The following is a 16,458-nucleotide window of genomic DNA, read 5'->3' as shown; positions in this document are numbered from 1 at the left end:
CTGAATAGACGCGCCCGGTAAAAAGCAGGTTAACGGGGCCACTCTTTGGCAATTGCCACTCTTCACCGGATGTTAAATCTGTCGGCGATAGGGTCGTCAAATGTGACGAAACTCATCAGAGAAAAGGGTAAATGGTGCCGGGGGCGAGTCTTGAGGAAACCAGACCTGATCTGGATTTCGGCGCGATCCGCACGGTGCTGGTCGTGGATGACAGCCGCCTGCAACGGCGCATTCTGGTGGCCTCGCTCAGGAAATGGGGGTTCGAGGTGATCGAGGCCGATACAGGCCATGCCGCTTTGGCGCTTTGCGTCGATAATCCGCCCGATCTTGTGCTGAGCGACTGGGTCATGCCGGGGATGAGCGGGCTTGAATTCTGCTGTGCCTTTCGGGCTTTGGAAACGGATCAATACAGCTATTTCATCCTTCTGACATCCAAAAGCGAAAAGCAGGAGGTGGCGCGCGGTCTGGATGCCGGGGCCGACGATTTTCTGATCAAGCCGCTTGAGGCGGACGAACTGCGCGCCCGGATTTCAGCTGGTGCGCGCATTCTGGACATGCAGCGCGAGCTCTCACAGAAGAACCGCCTGATCGAATCCGCGCTCGAGGAACTCAGGCTTGCGCATGACGCGATCGACAAGGACCTGATGCAGGCGCGGAAAATTCAGGAATCGCTGGTTCCCGAACTGACCCGGACATTCGGCAAATCGCGGGTCAGTCTGTTGCTGAAACCTTGTGGTCATATCGGCGGTGATCTGGTGGGGATGTTCTCGCCCGGGGTGAACCGGCTTGGGTTCTACAGCATCGACGTATCCGGGCATGGGATCACCTCGGCCATGATGACGGCGCGATTGGGGGGGTATCTGTCCAGCAAGCATTTCGATCAGAACGTCGCGATGGATCAGAGGTTCGACAAGTTTTACGCACTTCTGCCACCGAAACATGTGGCTGAAACGCTCAATTCCCGGCTGATGGCCGATGAAGGTATCGAAGAGTATTTTACGATGATCTACGCCATCGTCGACCTACGCAACGGGCATCTGAAAATGGTGCAGGCCGGGCATCCGCACCCGCTGCTGCTGCGGCAGGATGGCCGCGCCGAGTTTCTTGGTGACGGAGGCTTGCCCATAGGATTGATCGAAGATGCGCGCTTTCAACAAATCGAGACGCAGATGCAGCACGGCGACAAGCTGCTGCTGTACTCGGACGGGTTTACCGAATGCCAACTGGCTGGTGGCGGTTTGCTGGAAGAAGACGGTTTGCGTCAGATGGCGCAACAGAGCATGTCGGAAAGGGGCGGGTCAGAGTTTCTGGACGATATGTTCTGGCGTTTGACGCAAGTGATGTCACCCAAAGACGGTATCGGGGATGATGTCTCGGCCGTCTTTTTTGAGTATAACGGACCTTAAAGCGAGCCGAGGTGTATTTCGGCAAAGTACCGGTCACCGCCATTTCCCAGCAAACCGACAGCGTCGGCGGTTTCCATCCACAGCGCTTCGTGAAACGCTTCGGTCGGCGGGCCTATGCGGCGCACGGGGCGGGCGCGATAGATCAGGCAGACCTTCTCGGCCCACAGGTCATATTCCGGCATAAAGGTGAAGCGCCGAAAGGCGCCGATCCGTCGGGGGGCCGCAATAAGCCACCCGGTCTCTTCAAAGACTTCGCGGTGCAGGGCGGTAATTGGTGATTCGCCCGGATCAATACCTCCGCCGGGCAATTGCAGGTCGGGTCCTGGCTCGGTCTGGCAGGTCAGCAAAAGGTGACTTCTGCGGGGCAAAAGTGCGTACACACCGACACGTCGCGTGTATTTCCGCCCCGGCTCTGGGGTTTCACCGAACCGCCTGATCATGTATGGCCCCTTACAACCCAATCTGTTCGACCTATATGGTGCCGGTATGCCAACCTGTGGCGCGTAAGGAAACCCCATGTCTCTTGGAACGAAAATCGCGTGGGACGATACCGTCCTGCCCTTTCAACTCGATGTATCGGATATGCGTGGCCGTGTGGCTCGTCTGGATGGTGTGCTGGATGGCATCCTCAAGCAGCATGACTACCCCGAACAGGTCGAGGCGCTGGTGGCCGAGATGGCCCTGCTGACCGCATTGATCGGGCAGACGGTTGCGCTGCGCTGGAAACTGTCGTTGCAGGTGCAATCCAAGGGGCCTGTGCGCATGATTGCGACCGACTATTACGCACCCAAGGCCGAAGGCCAGCCGGCGCAGATCCGGGCCTATGCCAGCTTTGACCGTGACCGGCTGACAGATGCGACACCCTTCGATCAGGTGGGCGAGGGCTATTTTGCCATCATGATAGATCAGGGCGAAGGCACACAGCCATATCAGGGCATCACTCCACTGACCGGGGCCTCTCTCAGCGCCTGCGCCGAGGCCTATTTTGCACAGTCTGAGCAGCTGCCAACCCGGTTCTCGCTGAGCTTTGGCAAATCGACCGAGCCCGGCGTGGATGAACACTGGCGTGCCGGCGGCATCATGTTGCAGCATATGCCCAAAGCCTCGCCATTTGCCGCCTCGGGGGAAGGCAGTGGCGAGATTCTGACTGCCAGCGATCTGGTCGACGGTGAAGAGGGCGAGAATTGGGGTCGGGTCAATATCCTGCTGGACACGGTCGAGGATCTTGAGCTGATTGGTCCCTCGATTGCGCCGACTGATTTGCTGGTCCGGCTGTTCCACGAAGAACAGCCACGGGTCTATGATGCGCAGTCCGTGCAGTTTGGTTGCACCTGCTCCGAAGACCGGGTGCGGCAGAGCCTGTCGATCTATTCGGCAAAAGACCTCGAAAAGATGACGACGCCTGAAGGTCAGGTCACCGCAGATTGCCAATTCTGCGGCGCACATTATGTGCTTGATCCGTCAACGGTTGGCTTTGAAGCCGAAGACCGAAAGGGTGCTTGACCCGATTGAACAGATCCGGACGGCCCTGTGCCGTCCCGGTCACGGGTCCAGCGATTTTGACCTGAACCCGGATACCGTCCTGCCGCCCGGGCGCCGCCTGCGCCCGGCGGGGGTCCTGGTTGCAATCTCGCTTGCGGATGAAACCCCTCGGGTGATCCTGACGAAACGGTCCTCGGCCCTCAAACACCATCCGGGTCAGATCGCGTTTCCAGGCGGCAAACAGGACGAAGAGGATGCGGATGTCACGGCAACGGCCCTGCGCGAAGCACAGGAAGAAATCGGCCTTCCTGCGGACCTTCCCGAAATTCTGGGTTACCTGCCGACGCATGAAACAGTCACATCTTTCACGGTCACACCCGTGGTGGCCGTTCTTCGAAAGGGATTTCAACCTGTTCCGGAACCCGGCGAAGTCGACGAAGTCTTTTCGACCCCCCTTGCGCATCTTTTGAATCCCAAGAATTATCTGGTTGAATCGCGCCTCTGGCGCGGCCAGAAACGCAGATATTACACAGTTCCGTTCGGCCCTTATTACATATGGGGCGCGACGGCCCGCATATTGCGCGGGCTTGCAGCACGGGTGGATGAATGATGCAGATTGAGGAACTTTGGGTCAGCGAACCGGCGACCCAAAAGGTATGCGCCGCCCTGACCTCATCCGGGGCGCAGGCGCTTTTTGTGGGCGGGTGCGTGCGCAATGCGCTGCTGGGCGCGCCGGTGTCGGATATCGACATTGCCACTGACGCCCGGCCTGAACAGGTTGTCGATATGGCGCAGGCTGCGGGCCTCAAGGCCATCCCTACCGGTATCGACCATGGCACGATTACAGTGGTCAGCGCCGGTATCCCGCACGAGATCACCACTTTCCGGCGTGACGTCGAAACTGACGGACGCCGCGCCGTTATCGCCTTTTCCGATCACGTCGAAGAAGATGCCGCGCGGCGCGACTTTACCATGAATGCGCTTTATGCGCTGCCAGATGGCACCGTGTTAGACCCGCTTGGCGGGCTTCCCGACCTTCAGGCCCGGCGCGTGCGGTTCATCGGCGAGGCCGAGGACCGCATTCGCGAAGACTATCTGCGGTCACTGCGCTATTTCCGGTTTCACGCATGGTATGGCGACCCGGATGCCGGTTTCGACCCGGACGCGCTGGCTGCCATTGGAGCCAATTTGGAAGGGCTGGCCTTGTTGTCGCGGGAACGCGTCGGGGCCGAACTGCTGAAACTGCTGGGCGCACCCGATCCGGCCCCGGCTATTGCGACGATGCGCAGCACAGGCGTATTAGCGCAATTGCTGCCGGGCGCGGATGACCGGTCACTGGCACCTCTGATCGCTTTGGAACATGCGGCAGGTGCCGAGTCGAACCCCCTGCGCCGTCTGGCGGCAATCGCGACACCCGATGACGCCGCAACCCTGCGCCTGAGCCGTTCGCAACTGCAACGCCTGACCGGAATGCGGAGCGAAGCGCAGTCAACCACCAGCGTGGCTGAACTGGGCTATCGGTATGGTGACGAAGGCGGTTTGAACAAAACCCTTTTGCGGTGCGCTTTTTTTGAACAGCCCTGGTCCGAAAGCTTCAGACAGGACTTGCACGCAGGTGCAGCCGCGCGTTTCCCGATACAGGCCAGGGACCTGATCCCCGGGTTCACCGGCCCGGCGCTGGGCCAAAAGCTGGCCGAGCTTGAAAGCCGCTGGATCGCGTCGGGTTTTGCGCTGTCACGTGAAGACTTGCTTGCAAGCTGATGTTTAGTCTCAAAAGGGGATGACAACTTTGGCCCATTGTGGTTAGGTGCGCCCGTCACATGGATGGAGGAATGCGAATGTATTACGGGATCTGGTTCGGCTAAAGCCGGGATACTTGCCCCGTAAAGGGTGGTGTTCAGGCGCCATCTGTCTTCGCACGTCTTTTTCTTTGCTCAATCGGAGCACACTCCATGTTTCGCTATTTCGAAAACCTTGTTGACCCTTTTGTCGCCTATCATGAGGCCGACACGCCGCCGACCCGGCTGTGGCCGTTCCTGCTGGACTATTCGCGCCCGTTCTACCGGGTCTTTGTCTGGGCTGCGTTGATTTCCATCATCGTCGCTAGTGTCGAGATCGGGTTGATCTATTATATGGGTCGCGTCGTCGACCTGTTGGGTGGCACCCCGACCGAGGTGTGGCAGAACCACGGGACCGAGCTGCTGTTGATCGCGGCCTTCGTCCTGTTTCTGCGCCCTTTGTTGCATCTGGTCGACGTACTGATCCTGAACAACACGATTCTGCCGAACTTTGGCACTCTGATCCGCTGGCGCGCCCATAAGCACGTACTGCGTCAGTCGGTTGGCTGGTTCGAGAATGATTTTGCCGGACGGATTGCGAACCGGATCATGCAGACACCGCCCGCGGCGGGTGAGGTGATCTTTCAGGTCTTTGATGCGATTTCCTTTTCACTGGCCTACCTGATCGGGGCGGCAATCCTGCTTTATGCGGCGGATGCGCGCCTGCTGATCCCGCTGCTGATCTGGTTTGCGTTCTACGCGACGCTGGTGCGCTGGACGGTTCACCGTGTCGGGCCGGCGTCCAAGGCGGCATCCGATGCGCGGTCAACCGTTACCGGCCGCGTCGTGGACAGCTACACAAACATTCATTCCGTCAAGATGTTCGCGCACGGCCCGCAAGAGCTGGACTATGCCCGCGAAGCGATCGAGGAAACCCGCCGGACATTCCAGATCGAGATGCGGATCTTCACCATCATGGATGCGGTTCTGGTCACCCTGAACGGGGTGCTGATCGTGGGTGTCGTGGGCTGGGCAATTGCCTTGTGGATGCAGGGTTTCGCTTCGGTTGGTGTCGTCGCGGCAGCAACCGCACTGACCCTGCGCCTGAACGCCATGACCGGATGGATCATGTGGGCGCTGACCAGCTTCTTCCGCCAGCTTGGTATCGTGGCCGAGGGGATGGAGACCATCGCGCAACCCATCGACCTGCTTGACGAACGCGAAGCCAAACCCCTGCGGTTGACCAGAGGAGAAATTCAGATCCGGGATCTCTCGCACCATTACGGGCGCGAGGCTGGTGGGCTTGACCACATCAACCTGACCATTCAGCCCGGTGAAAAGGTCGGTCTCATTGGGCGGTCGGGTGCTGGGAAATCGACCCTGGTAAAGCTGCTTTTGCGGTTTTATGACGTCGAACGCGGTGCCATTCTGATCGATGATCAGAACATTGCGGGTGTCACGCAGGACAGCCTGCGCAGCCATATCGGCATGGTCCAGCAAGACAGTGCGCTGCTGCACCGGTCTGTACGTGACAACATCCTTTACGGTCGCCCGGATGCGACCGAGGCGCAGATGATTGCCGCAGCCAAACAGGCCGAAGCGCATGCATTCATCCTTGACCTGCAAGACCCGCAGGGGCGCACCGGGTACGACGCGCATGTGGGTGAGCGGGGCGTAAAGCTGTCCGGTGGTCAGCGGCAGCGGGTAACGCTGGCCCGCGTAATCCTGAAGGACGCACCAATCCTTTTGCTGGACGAGGCGACATCGGCGCTGGATTCCGAGGTCGAAGCGTCAATTCAGGAAACGCTCTACGGAATGATGCAGGGCAAGACCGTGATTGCCATCGCGCACCGGCTCAGCACCATTGCGCAGATGGACCGCATTCTGGTGATGGATGGTGGCCGCATCGTCGAAGAGGGCGCGCATTCTGATCTTCTGGCACAGGGTGGCCTTTACGCGCAGTTCTGGGCGCGGCAATCTGGCGGCTTCATGAACCCGGAGGCCGCTGAATGAAGATTGCCGATCTCATCTATCCGTTCAGGACCACTGAAACACCCCCGCCGCAGACATTGGGGGCGTTCATTCGCTGGAGCCTTTCGGGCGCCTGGCCCATGCTGTTTGTCGCTGCGTTCTTTTCGGCGCTGGCTGGCGCGATGGAGGCTGGAACAGCGTGGATTCTGGGGCGTGTGATCGATGTGGCAACATCCAGCGGGCCCGAGCACTTCATGACCGCCGGGAATATGTGGATGATCTTTGGGGCGGTGGTGTTTTTCATGTTGCTGCGCCCGATCCTGTTTGGGCTGTCTTCGATTTCCAACAACTATATCGTGATGCCCAACATCACGCCTTTGGTGCTGGCCAAGCTGAACCGCTGGACGCTGGGCCAGTCTGTCACTTATTTCGACGATGATTTCGCCGGGCGCATTGCTCAGAAACAGATGCAGACGTCGAACGCCATGGCCTCGGTCGTGTCCGAAACGATCAGTGCGATAGTGTTTGCATTGGCGTCGCTGGTGGGATCTTTGCTTTTGTTAGGGTCTATTCATCCTTTGGTGATGCTGCCTTTTGCGGCCTGGCTGGTGGTCTATTTCCTGCTTGTGCGCTGGTACCTGCCGCGTATTCGTATGCGCTCGGCCGCACGTGCGGGCGCGCGGGCGATGGTTTCCGGGCAGGTGGTCGACACGATCACCAACATCAAAACCGTCAAGCTATTTGCACACTCGGATTTCGAAGATCAGGCCGCGCGGCATTCAATGGTCGAGTTGCGGAAGAAATCGCTGGCATTCGGCAAACTGTCGGCCAGTTTCCGGTTCGTCCTGATGGCGCTTGCCGGTATTCTGCCTGTTCTTCTGCTGGGGGCGACGCTGTGGTTATGGCAGTTCGGAACGGCGACCGCCGGTGACATCGTTGCCGCTGGAGCGGTGTCGGTCCGGATTTCGCAGATGACCGGATGGGTCAGCTTCACTCTGATGGGCCTCTACGCCAATGTGGGCGAGATTGAAAACGGGATGAAGACGCTGGCCAAACGGGACAGGGTCGAAGATGCGCGCAGCGCGAAGGATCTTGATGTGACCGAAGGGTCCATCACGTTCGAAGATGTCAGTTTTGCATACGGCCGGGATGTGGGCGGTGTTACGGACCTGACGCTTACCGTGCAACCGGGCGAGAAGCTGGGAATTGTCGGTGCCTCAGGGGCGGGCAAATCAACGCTCGTTTCGCTGCTTCTTCGGCTCTATGACAGGGAAAACGGTGCTATTTGCATCGACGGGCAGGACGTGTCGCAGGTCACGCAGGACAGTTTGCGCCGCCAGATCGGCATGGTCACGCAGGAAACGGCGATGTTCAACCGGTCCGCCCGCGAAAACATCCTCTATGGTCGCCCGGACGCGTCCGAGGCCGAGTTGATCGAAGCAGCAATCAAGGCCGAAGCGCATGACTTCATCCTGAGCCTCAAGGACGCCCAGGGCCGCACCGGCTATGACGCTCATTTGGGCGAGCGCGGCGTAAAGCTCAGCGGCGGCCAAAGGCAACGGATCGCCCTGGCTCGCGCCATTCTCAAGGATGCGCCCATTCTGGTTCTGGACGAAGCAACCTCGGCCCTTGATTCCGAGGTCGAGGCGTCGATTCAATCGGCGCTTCATCGGGTGATGCAGGGCAAAACCGTTCTGGCCATCGCCCACAGATTGTCGACGCTCAGCGAGATGGACCGGATCATCGTTCTGGATCAGGGGCAAATCGTGGAAACCGGAACGCACGAGGATCTTTTGGATCAGGGCGGGCTTTATGCCCGGTTCTGGCATCGGCAATCTGGTGGTTTCATTCAGGCGGAAGCTGCCGAATAAGGGTTTTGTTGAACCCAAAGCCCGGCTATCAGGCCCCTCATGACGCAGAAATACACAATCACCCGGCTTGGCCATCAGGGCGACGGCATCGCTGATGGGCCCGTTTACGCTCCGCGCACCCTTCCGGGTGAGGTTGTCAGCGGCACCCTTGTTGATCAGGTGCTGACCGATATCCGCGTCGAAGTACCGTCTGATGTCCGGGTGAAAGCCCCGTGCCGCCATTACAAAGCCTGCGGTGGCTGTCAGCTGCAACACGCCTCCGACGCGTTTGTCGCCGACTGGAAGCTGAGCATTGTCCGCAACGCCCTGTCCGCGCAGGGGGTTGAGGCGCCGATGCGTCCGATACACACATCTTCCGAACACTCACGCCGACGCGCCACGATTGCCGTCAGGCGGACCAAGAAAGGCACATTGGCCGGGTTCCATGGACGTGCATCGGACGCGATCACCGAAATCCCGGATTGCCGTTTGCTCGACCCGGCCCTGATCGCCGCAATTCCCGTGGCCGAGGCGCTGGCGGTTCTGGGCGGCAGCCGCAAGGGCGTCTTGGCCGTCACGCTCACCCTGTCCGAGGGCGGGATGGATGTCTCCGTCAAGGGCGGCAAGCCCTTGGATGGGCCGCTGGAACTGGCACTCGCGCAAGCGACCGAAAATCACGGTCTGGCGCGGCTCAGCTGGGATGGTGAAGTGATCGCCATGCGCCACGCTCCGGTTCAGCGCTTTGGGGCCGCCGCCGCCACGCCACCACCCGGTGCCTTCCTTCAGGCGACCAAGGACGGAGAACAGGCTCTATTACGGGCCGTTTCCGAGGCAACACGGGGTGCGAAACGAATTGTTGACCTGTTTGCGGGCAGCGGCACATTCTCATTGCCTCTGGCAGAAAAAGCCGAGGTTCACGCGGTCGAAGGTGCAGCAGACATGGTGCAGGCACTGGATCAGGGCTGGCGCAGGGCGCAAGGTCTGAAACGCGTGACGACCGAGGCCCGCGACCTGTTCCGTCGTCCATTGATGCCGGATGAACTGAAATCGTTTGACGCAATCGTTCTGGACCCGCCCCGCGCCGGTGCCGAAGCACAGGTGGCCGAGCTGGCACAGGCCAGACGCCCGGTGATTGCCTATGTCTCGTGCAACCCCGTCACCTTCGCGCGCGATGCAAAAATACTGGTTAACGCAGGCTACACCCTTGAATGGGTGCAGGTCGTTGACCAGTTTCGATGGTCGTCACATACGGAACTTGCTGCGCGGTTTACCCTGAACGCCGCATCTTGATCAAACAGGAGAAAGCGACCCATGGGTTTCAGACAGCGTTTGCTGAACATCATCGAAGCGCCCGTGTTCGGGCAATTCATAACGGCTGTCATCATCTTTAACGCAGTGCTTTTGGGGATGGAGACGTCGCCGACGCTGATGGAAGCAGCCGGGCCGCTGATCGTGATGCTGGACAAGCTGTGCCTTGCGATCTTTGTGGCGGAAATCACCATGAAGCTGACCGCGACCGGACGCAGGTTTTTCACAAACGGCTGGAACAACTTCGATTTCCTGATCGTCGGCATTGCGCTTGTTCCCAGCGCCGGAGGCTTGTCCGTTCTGCGGGCCCTGCGAATCCTGCGGGTATTGCGCGTGATTTCCGTTGCGCCAAGACTGCGCCGGGTGGTCGAAGGGTTCATCTCGGCCCTGCCGGGTATGGCCAGTGTGTTCCTGCTGATGGCAATTCTGTTCTATATCGGGGCAGTGATCTCGACCAAGCTGTTCTCGGCAACCTTCCCGGATTGGTTCGGCGATCTTGGCCGGTCAGCCTATACACTGTTTCAGATCATGACGCTGGAAAGCTGGTCGATGGGGATCGTCCGCCCGGTGATGGAGGTTTATCCCTATGCCTGGCTGTTCTTCGTCCCCTTCATCATGGTCACCACCTTTGCGGTGGTGAACCTGTTGGTGGGCCTGATCGTAAATTCCATGCAGGACGCGCATCATGCCGAGGATGAGGTCAAAACAGACGCGTATCGTGATGAGGTTCTGGAACGGCTGGAAAGCATCGAACGACATCTGACCGAAAACTCAAACATCAAAAAGTGATTTCAGTTTTCGCATTTTTTGGCATAATAAGCCCCAAAAAACAAAGCAGGCAGTGAAACATGGATCGTCGAGCATTCGGATTGGGGGCGGTTGCAACGCTGGGCCTATCGGCTTGTGCATCAGCCCGTCCAAATTTTTTGACTTATAATGGCCCCGAGGTCACCTCGCTGGTGGTCAACAAGGGCGCGCGCAAACTTTATTTGTTGCACCACGAAAAAGTCCTCAAGGAATATGATGTGGATCTGGGATTTGCGCCGCAGGGCACAAAAACCAAACGCGGAGACGGTCGTACGCCCGAAGGAAGCTACCTGATCGATCGCCACAACCCCAAAAGCCGCTATCACCTGTCTATCGGGATTTCGTATCCCAACTCTCAGGACATCGCCAAGGCCAAGGCAGCAGGAGTTGATCCGGGTGGGGACATCTTCATTCACGGCCAGCCCAATCTGCGATCCGAGTTCAAGCGCGCCAAGAAAACACCGGATTGGACAGCGGGATGCATCGCGGTCAAGAATGACGAGATTGAAGAAATCTATGCGATGGTCAACCGGGGGACGCTGATCACTCTGCGCCCTTAGGAGGCATAGGCATCCACGCGCCAAACCCGAACGTTTCATAGTCGCGCTGGTAGGTCTCGGATGCCAGCGCTTCAAGCTGTTCGTCATAGATCTGATCCAGCGTATACGGAACATCCTGCGCGCACCGGCCGGGTGCAGGCGGATTGAGGTGACCTGTTGAGCGGGCCAGATCCGGCAGCGCCGTGGTCAGCTCTTCTTCCCGCAGAATCAGGTCCGGCATCAGAAAGCTGGCAATACCATCCAGCGTTCGGGACTGGCTGCACCACGTCCCGTCAACGCGGATCGGTGTCTGACCGTTGAGGTTCATGCGCAGGAATCCGAGGAACGCCAGAAACACATCCCGATGTTGTTCGACCGAGTAATTGGTGTCGCGCACCTGCCCGGGGATCGGCAGGTCGAGGCGGTTGCGCAGGTAATTGCGGACCATCTTGTAACTGCCCGGCCCGGTATCCAGAATGTACTGGCAAAACGCCGAATGCGCCCGTGCCAGCGGGTGGCGCAACACGGTGAACTTCCGGTGTCCAGGGTGGTCTTGCATCCAGACGCGGATTTCCTTGCGGTTCCGGTTTGTGACCAGATCGTCCGTAGAACAGCCATCCATGTCGGCCATCCATTGCGCAATAACAGGCTCTATTCCGCCGCGAATGGGCAAATACATCAATGCTGATCCGGCTCCGGCAATGTATTGCGGTACTGCCGCCCCCCGATTTGGCTCGAAACGGGAGGGCTGGTGCAATCCGAACCTGTCTAGCTTGGACAGGGCGTCTTGCATCTCATCGGGGTTGGTGACCTTCGATACGGCAGGTGCCGGGTTTTGCGGTTTCAGAGTATCATCCAGCTTGCTCAGCCGCGCCTCGACCCCCAGCCATGCGGCCAGACCGTTCAGAACGTCCAACTCGGCCAAGTCGTCATAGGTGATGAAAAAAGCGGTTTGCCCGGTCTTCTGTAAATGCTGCTGCAACATGTGTTGGTGGCCGTGGGCCTGATCGAGATACTCAGAAAACTCAATCCCGTCGAAAGCAACCTGTGCATCGACGCGACGCTTCACGTTCTTCAGCAGCCATTGCTGCGTGGTGCGCGCGATTTTCAGGGACAGAAAACTGTCCAGCGGATTGCGTGTGAGAATGATCTTGGCACAGCGCGGATCATTCAGCACAGGCTTCAGAATGCGCGGATCGTGGTCCTGGAAATACCGAAAACCGTTCAAGCCACCCGGTGCCGACCGGATTGCCTTCAACAGCCGCATCGGATCTGCATCGCGGTCTTCCAGCGACAGACCCAGAAGGGTATCGGACTTCAGGTTGCCGGCAAAATGCGGGTTAAAGGCTTCGCCATGACAGGAAACCCCGTCCAGCGCGTTCAGGTTGGCCTCAAGAAGGTTCGACCCTGTGCGCATGGCGGCCAGAACTACGAAGTAATCAAAATTGGCTGGCATGGGTAATTACTGCACCAGATAGGGTTTGCGATAGGGTTTCGTCTGATGGCCGAACACATCGTCCGAAGGGAAATCGCCCATCATGTAAGGGTGCATACCCTGATTCTTGAGGTTTTGCAGGAACTTCCCGAAGCCGGACAGATCGACCATCGTGGGCGCTTCTGTCAGGTGACTGGCTTGATGCGCGCCAATCTCATCCAGGATCGCCTGCAAGGGCTCCATCGGCGCTTCAATGAAATCGGCCAGAGACCAGCTGCGCATCCGCGCCTTGGTCCAGACCGAGGTCAGAACCTCAAGCTGCTTGGTTTCGATCTGTTGCAGACGCGCGGCCTCGCTCCGGATGTCCGAGAAGTTCAGGTTTGACCGGAACAGCGGAATTGCCCAGGCCCCTGTGATGACCGAGATTTGCGCATTCTTGTCCCGCGCCAGAAACCAGTTGATGTCCTGCGTGTCGCGGGGGCTGAACTGGAAACACTGGCGTTCGCCCCGTGTGTTCCAGATCAGGTTCGACAGAAAGGCCGTTGGATTGTAATCCCGCAGCAAAGCACAATCGCTGAGCGCACCGTTTGTGATGGTTTCACCCTTTGCAAATTCCGCACGCTCGGGTCCGAACAGGTGCCCGTGCACGCGTGTGCCAGTGGCCGCAGCCAGCCAATCTTCGAAGTCTTCAAACAGTTCGGAAAAGCCCTGAAATACGGAATAGGGAGACGAGGTAAGGCCGTTTTCACTGCCGTGCCGGGGAAACCGGCTTTGCATGTACAGCCCGTCACGCCCTCGCGTCCGGCGCTCGACCGCCTTGGAAAACACCCGGTCAATCTTGCCGGGATTGGGTTCGGCTGGTTTCATCGCACTGGCCTGATCGGTCAGAAACGCCTGATACAGCCGTTCCGCACGGGGCCAGATCTTGCGGGCAACAAAACAGTCTGACCGCCGTAGCAATTGCAGATGGTCGTCGTAGAAGATGTGCGGGCGGCCCTGATAGTCGAACTTGGACAGGGTCAGGGACCGGCTCTCGATATGTGTGGAATACAGCCGCGCCAATGTCTGGAAATAGCTTTCATCCGGAATCCACACATGGCGGAAGTAGCTGTCATATTGTTTGCGCTTGGGGTCCTGCAAAATGGCAGACAGTGTTTGACGGGTCAGGCACCACCACTGGCTGCCCATATGCGGAACCAAACCGTCGGGGATTTTCCGGCGAAACCCGACCGCGCGCTGAAGCTTTACATATGCGTCGAACAATCCGCGCTGTTTTCGCCAGGAAAACGGGAACCGCAGCGTAAACCGTTCATGATCCAACCCGCCGATTGTCCAGCTGACATCAGACGTTGTCGCGCTTTCGATGAAATCGACACGGGGCCGGTCGGCCAGATAATCGATCAACTCCTGAACCGGGCGCAGCGGCAGGCAGGCCCCCGACGACAGGAACACGTGGCGCGTTTCCGGAAATCGTTCCAGCATCAGTTCGGACGCGGTTTGTGAGGCGGCAACGATGCCCCACCCGCCCCAGTCGCATTGGTGCCGGTCGGAAAATGCGATCCGGGGATTGTCCGAACAGGATGCAACACATCGCGCGTATTCTGCACCCGGTACTTTGCGATCCACATGGATCACAACCGGGCATCCGGCAGCGGTCCAATGGCGCGCGACCTGTTCGGCCCGGTCCAGCGAGGTATGAACCAGCATGACGATGCCCAGACCGCTCATGCCCAGTTTCCCTTTGACATCAGGCCCAGAATCTCAAGCTGCCGCCAGTTGATATAGGCCTCGGACCACTCGCACCAGAATATGGGTTTGTCTTCAAGCTGTTTGGCATAGACCTCGTATTCACCCGAACCGCCATAGTGCTGGCCGCGTTTTAATTCTTCGCGCGCCTTGTCGCCAAGGGTGTCGATCAGCTTGGCATGAAGCAACGAGCCGCTGGCCTTTTCCCCACCCCATTCGTCGTACACCTGATTCAGCCCGCGCGGCAAAAGCGAGTGGGTCGAGCTGACATAGACATACCGCCGATCCCATTTGACCAGCGGGATCTTGTTCAGTGCCGGGGCTTTGGATGGCTTGTCGCGAAAGAACACACGCGCCCGCGCGCCCCCCTGAATCCACAGGTTCTTGTAATCCGGGTTCTTGGTGATCGTGTAATTCCCCGGATCGAACCACCGCGCAATCTCAAAGGGATCCTGCCCCTCGCGATAGGTTTCGGCATCCACGGGTCCTTCGGGGTACATGTCGATCAGCATGGTGCCGAAGCTGCGTACGGCACTTCCGTCCAGCCAGTCTGTCAGGGCGCGGATCGGGCGGGTGTCGCAAAAGGGGTAGATAAAAAACTCATCCGGGTCGACGCTCAGAACCCAATGTCCATGCGCGTATTTGCGCAAAAGGTAGTTCGACCAGTCCAGACCATAACTTGCACATTTGTAGCTGGTTGTCGTCCGCCAGACCGATACATCGGCTTGCTCTTTCAGGAACTCGAAACTGCCGTCATCGCTGTCATTGTCGATGAACAGAAAATGGTCGATGCCCAGTTTGCGGTAATATTCCAGAAAATAGGGCAGCCGAATTTTCTCGTTTCGCACAACGCTCATCAACAGGATATCGTCACGGCGGATGGCAGACGTGTTGTTGCTGGCGGGCTTAAGTTCGCGCCGACGTCTGAGGCAGCGCAGAATACGGCGCTTGCGCCGCAATCTCATCTTGTATGAATCAAACAGGCTCACGCGACTGCCCAACCTTTATTATAACGCGAGCTTTCCCCGAACCCGCCGCGACCGCTGGTGCGACAGGACATTGTCGGTTTATGCCACTTCTACCTCTTCTGAGGCAACTTTTTTAAATCCCGGAAGTGGTAAAGGTGCCGTTGATCCCTTTGGATTTGTTTTCAACACCAGCCGGCGTCACGCATCAGCCCCAGCTCCAGCAACTGCGACCAGCCGGTATAGCGCACCGATTGGGGGGTCCACATGTCTGGTTGATTGAGTATCTGATCGTAATACGCAGCGAACTGGTTCGGGTCATGAAAATGCTGGCGGCGCAGCTTTTCAGTTTTAGATTTTTCAATAATGTCCGGCAGAAATTTCGTGTGCAGCAGAACGCCGGACGGGGTGTCGCCGGCTGGCCCGTCATACACTGCGTTCAGGCGGCGGGGCAGGGCGGAATGGCACGAGTTTACATAGGCATATCGCCGCGACCAGCGCATCAGCGGGATCTTGTTCAGCGTCGGGGATCGTTGCTGTATCTGGGCAAAAAACACCCGCTCGCGTGCGCCGCCCTGAACCCACAAGTTTCCCATCGGGCTTTGCCGCTGCGCGCGATACGGTCCTGCGTCAAACCAGTTCAGCACCTTGGTCGGGTCCGTGTCCGGGTCATAGGTTTGGCCGCCCAACGGCCCCTTTGGATACAAATCCAGCATCAATGCGCCAAACCCGGCCCGCCCCTGCCGGTCCAGCCATTCTGTGAGCTCATGCAAGGAATGACGGTCGTGCCGGGCATAAACCAGCAGCTCATCCGCGTCGACCATCAGGCACCAATGGCCATGGCCGTATCGCATCTGTAGCCAGCTGAGCCAGTCCAGCCCAAAGCGTGATCCGCGATAGCTGGACCGGGTCTGCCAAAGGGAAACATCCGGTTGATCCTGCAGAAATTCAGCCGAGCCGTCATCGCTGCCGTTGTCGACGATCAGAAAATGGCTCACGCCCAGCTGGCGATAGTGGTGGAAGAACCAGGGCAAGCGGGTGATTTCATTCCGCAAGGTGGTAAAGGCCAGAATGTCGTTTCCCCGTATCCTGCTTGTCTGATCTTTCAGGCAGGTCAGTTGATGTCGGCTGCGCATCGAGCGCCAAAGAAGGCGCCGCCGTTTCCAGCGCA

The 16,458-nt window shown here is 58.6% G+C and carries 14 protein-coding genes; 9 read left to right on the top strand and 5 right to left on the bottom strand.

From position 1 onward, the window contains the following. The first annotated feature begins 131 nt into the window (after window positions 1-131). Entirely contained in the window at window positions 132-1,406 is a 1,275-nt protein-coding gene (locus I9182_RS16335) for a fused response regulator/phosphatase (RefSeq protein WP_209598984.1), read from the top strand. Here the strand turns inward: I9182_RS16335 and I9182_RS16330 are convergent. Continuing rightward, a complete protein-coding gene (locus I9182_RS16330; RefSeq protein ID WP_209598983.1) occupies window positions 1,403-1,846 on the bottom strand; it encodes an NUDIX hydrolase in 444 nt (147 codons plus the stop codon). The genes I9182_RS16335 and I9182_RS16330 overlap by 4 nt on opposite strands. 76 nt (window positions 1,847-1,922) lie before the next feature. Between I9182_RS16330 and I9182_RS16325 the strand changes: the two genes are divergently transcribed. From I9182_RS16325 to I9182_RS16290, 8 genes are all read left to right on the top strand, one after another. Continuing rightward, the gene (locus I9182_RS16325) at window positions 1,923-2,909 is read left to right on the top strand and encodes an Hsp33 family molecular chaperone HslO (protein ID WP_209598982.1); all 987 of its coding nucleotides are present in this window, start codon (window positions 1,923-1,925) and stop codon (window positions 2,907-2,909) included. Further along, window positions 2,902-3,498, top strand: a complete 597-nt coding sequence (locus I9182_RS16320) for a CoA pyrophosphatase (RefSeq protein WP_348540406.1) — start codon at window positions 2,902-2,904, stop codon at window positions 3,496-3,498. Before I9182_RS16325 ends, I9182_RS16320 begins: the two co-directional genes overlap by 8 nt. After that, window positions 3,495-4,649 (top strand): CCA tRNA nucleotidyltransferase, encoded by a 1,155-nt coding sequence (locus I9182_RS16315; protein ID WP_209598980.1) that lies wholly within the window; start codon window positions 3,495-3,497, stop codon window positions 4,647-4,649. The genes I9182_RS16320 and I9182_RS16315 overlap by 4 nt, the downstream gene beginning before the upstream one ends. Before the next feature lie 191 nt (window positions 4,650-4,840). Further along, window positions 4,841-6,679: an ABC transporter ATP-binding protein gene (locus tag I9182_RS16310; RefSeq protein WP_209598979.1), complete on the top strand. Its 1,839-nt coding sequence runs from the start codon at window positions 4,841-4,843 to the stop codon at window positions 6,677-6,679. Further along, complete coding sequence (locus tag I9182_RS16305; RefSeq protein ID WP_209598978.1) at window positions 6,676-8,508, top strand: ABC transporter ATP-binding protein; 1,833 nt, start codon at window positions 6,676-6,678, stop codon at window positions 8,506-8,508. Before I9182_RS16310 ends, I9182_RS16305 begins: the two co-directional genes overlap by 4 nt. Window positions 8,509-8,547: 39 nt before the next feature. Further along, window positions 8,548-9,777: an RsmD family RNA methyltransferase gene (locus tag I9182_RS16300; RefSeq protein WP_209598977.1), complete on the top strand. Its 1,230-nt coding sequence runs from the start codon at window positions 8,548-8,550 to the stop codon at window positions 9,775-9,777. A gap of 21 nt (window positions 9,778-9,798) precedes the next feature. Then, the gene (locus I9182_RS16295; protein ID WP_209506906.1) at window positions 9,799-10,584 is read left to right on the top strand and encodes an ion transporter; all 786 of its coding nucleotides are present in this window, start codon (window positions 9,799-9,801) and stop codon (window positions 10,582-10,584) included. A 59-nt stretch (window positions 10,585-10,643) separates the two neighbouring features. Next, window positions 10,644-11,162, top strand: a complete 519-nt coding sequence (locus I9182_RS16290; RefSeq protein ID WP_209506907.1) for a L,D-transpeptidase family protein — start codon at window positions 10,644-10,646, stop codon at window positions 11,160-11,162. On the opposite strand, the gene I9182_RS16285 is transcribed toward I9182_RS16290, so the two are convergent. The 4 genes from I9182_RS16285 to I9182_RS16270 form a co-directional block, all read right to left on the bottom strand. Continuing rightward, entirely contained in the window at window positions 11,146-12,597 is a 1,452-nt protein-coding gene (locus tag I9182_RS16285) for a nodulation protein NodH (protein ID WP_209598976.1), read from the bottom strand. The genes I9182_RS16290 and I9182_RS16285 overlap by 17 nt on opposite strands. Window positions 12,598-12,603: 6 nt before the next feature. Then, a complete protein-coding gene (locus tag I9182_RS16280) occupies window positions 12,604-14,304 on the bottom strand; it encodes a beta-1,6-N-acetylglucosaminyltransferase (RefSeq protein ID WP_209598975.1) in 1,701 nt (566 codons plus the stop codon). Further along, window positions 14,301-15,287 carry a glycosyltransferase family 2 protein gene (locus tag I9182_RS16275; protein WP_209598974.1) on the bottom strand — a complete coding sequence of 329 codons (987 nt, stop codon included), beginning with the start codon at window positions 15,285-15,287 and terminating at the stop codon, window positions 14,301-14,303. Before I9182_RS16275 ends, I9182_RS16280 begins: the two co-directional genes overlap by 4 nt. A gap of 185 nt (window positions 15,288-15,472) precedes the next feature. Next, window positions 15,473-16,423 carry a glycosyltransferase family 2 protein gene (locus I9182_RS16270; RefSeq protein ID WP_245222693.1) on the bottom strand — a complete coding sequence of 317 codons (951 nt, stop codon included), beginning with the start codon at window positions 16,421-16,423 and terminating at the stop codon, window positions 15,473-15,475. Window positions 16,424-16,458 lie beyond the last annotated feature (35 nt).

This window comes from Ruegeria sp. HKCCSP351, from assembly GCF_017872535.1.
Lineage (GTDB): Bacteria > Pseudomonadota > Alphaproteobacteria > Rhodobacterales > Rhodobacteraceae > Ruegeria.
The sequence above is the reverse complement of the archived record's forward strand: the minus strand, read 5'-3'. Positions and strand labels throughout refer to the sequence as shown.

Bases quoted from the DNA above. Each gene is read 5' to 3' on its own strand.
- I9182_RS16305 (WP_209598978.1), top strand. From the start codon at position 6,676: ATGAAGATTGCCGATCTCATCTATCCGTTCAGGACCACTGAAACACCC.
- I9182_RS16270 (WP_245222693.1), bottom strand. From the start codon at position 16,423: ATGCGCAGCCGACATCAACTGACCTGCCTGAAAGATCAGACAAGCAGG.
- I9182_RS16300 (WP_209598977.1), top strand. From the start codon at position 8,548: ATGACGCAGAAATACACAATCACCCGGCTTGGCCATCAGGGCGACGGC.
- I9182_RS16310 (WP_209598979.1), top strand. From the start codon at position 4,841: ATGTTTCGCTATTTCGAAAACCTTGTTGACCCTTTTGTCGCCTATCAT.
- I9182_RS16280 (WP_209598975.1), bottom strand. From the start codon at position 14,304: ATGAGCGGTCTGGGCATCGTCATGCTGGTTCATACCTCGCTGGACCGG.
- I9182_RS16275 (WP_209598974.1), bottom strand. From the start codon at position 15,287: ATGAGATTGCGGCGCAAGCGCCGTATTCTGCGCTGCCTCAGACGTCGG.
- I9182_RS16335 (WP_209598984.1), top strand. From the start codon at position 132: ATGGTGCCGGGGGCGAGTCTTGAGGAAACCAGACCTGATCTGGATTTC.
- I9182_RS16330 (WP_209598983.1), bottom strand. From the start codon at position 1,846: ATGATCAGGCGGTTCGGTGAAACCCCAGAGCCGGGGCGGAAATACACG.
- I9182_RS16315 (WP_209598980.1), top strand. From the start codon at position 3,495: ATGATGCAGATTGAGGAACTTTGGGTCAGCGAACCGGCGACCCAAAAG.
- I9182_RS16285 (WP_209598976.1), bottom strand. From the start codon at position 12,597: ATGCCAGCCAATTTTGATTACTTCGTAGTTCTGGCCGCCATGCGCACA.
- I9182_RS16295 (WP_209506906.1), top strand. From the start codon at position 9,799: ATGGGTTTCAGACAGCGTTTGCTGAACATCATCGAAGCGCCCGTGTTC.
- I9182_RS16325 (WP_209598982.1), top strand. From the start codon at position 1,923: ATGTCTCTTGGAACGAAAATCGCGTGGGACGATACCGTCCTGCCCTTT.
- I9182_RS16290 (WP_209506907.1), top strand. From the start codon at position 10,644: ATGGATCGTCGAGCATTCGGATTGGGGGCGGTTGCAACGCTGGGCCTA.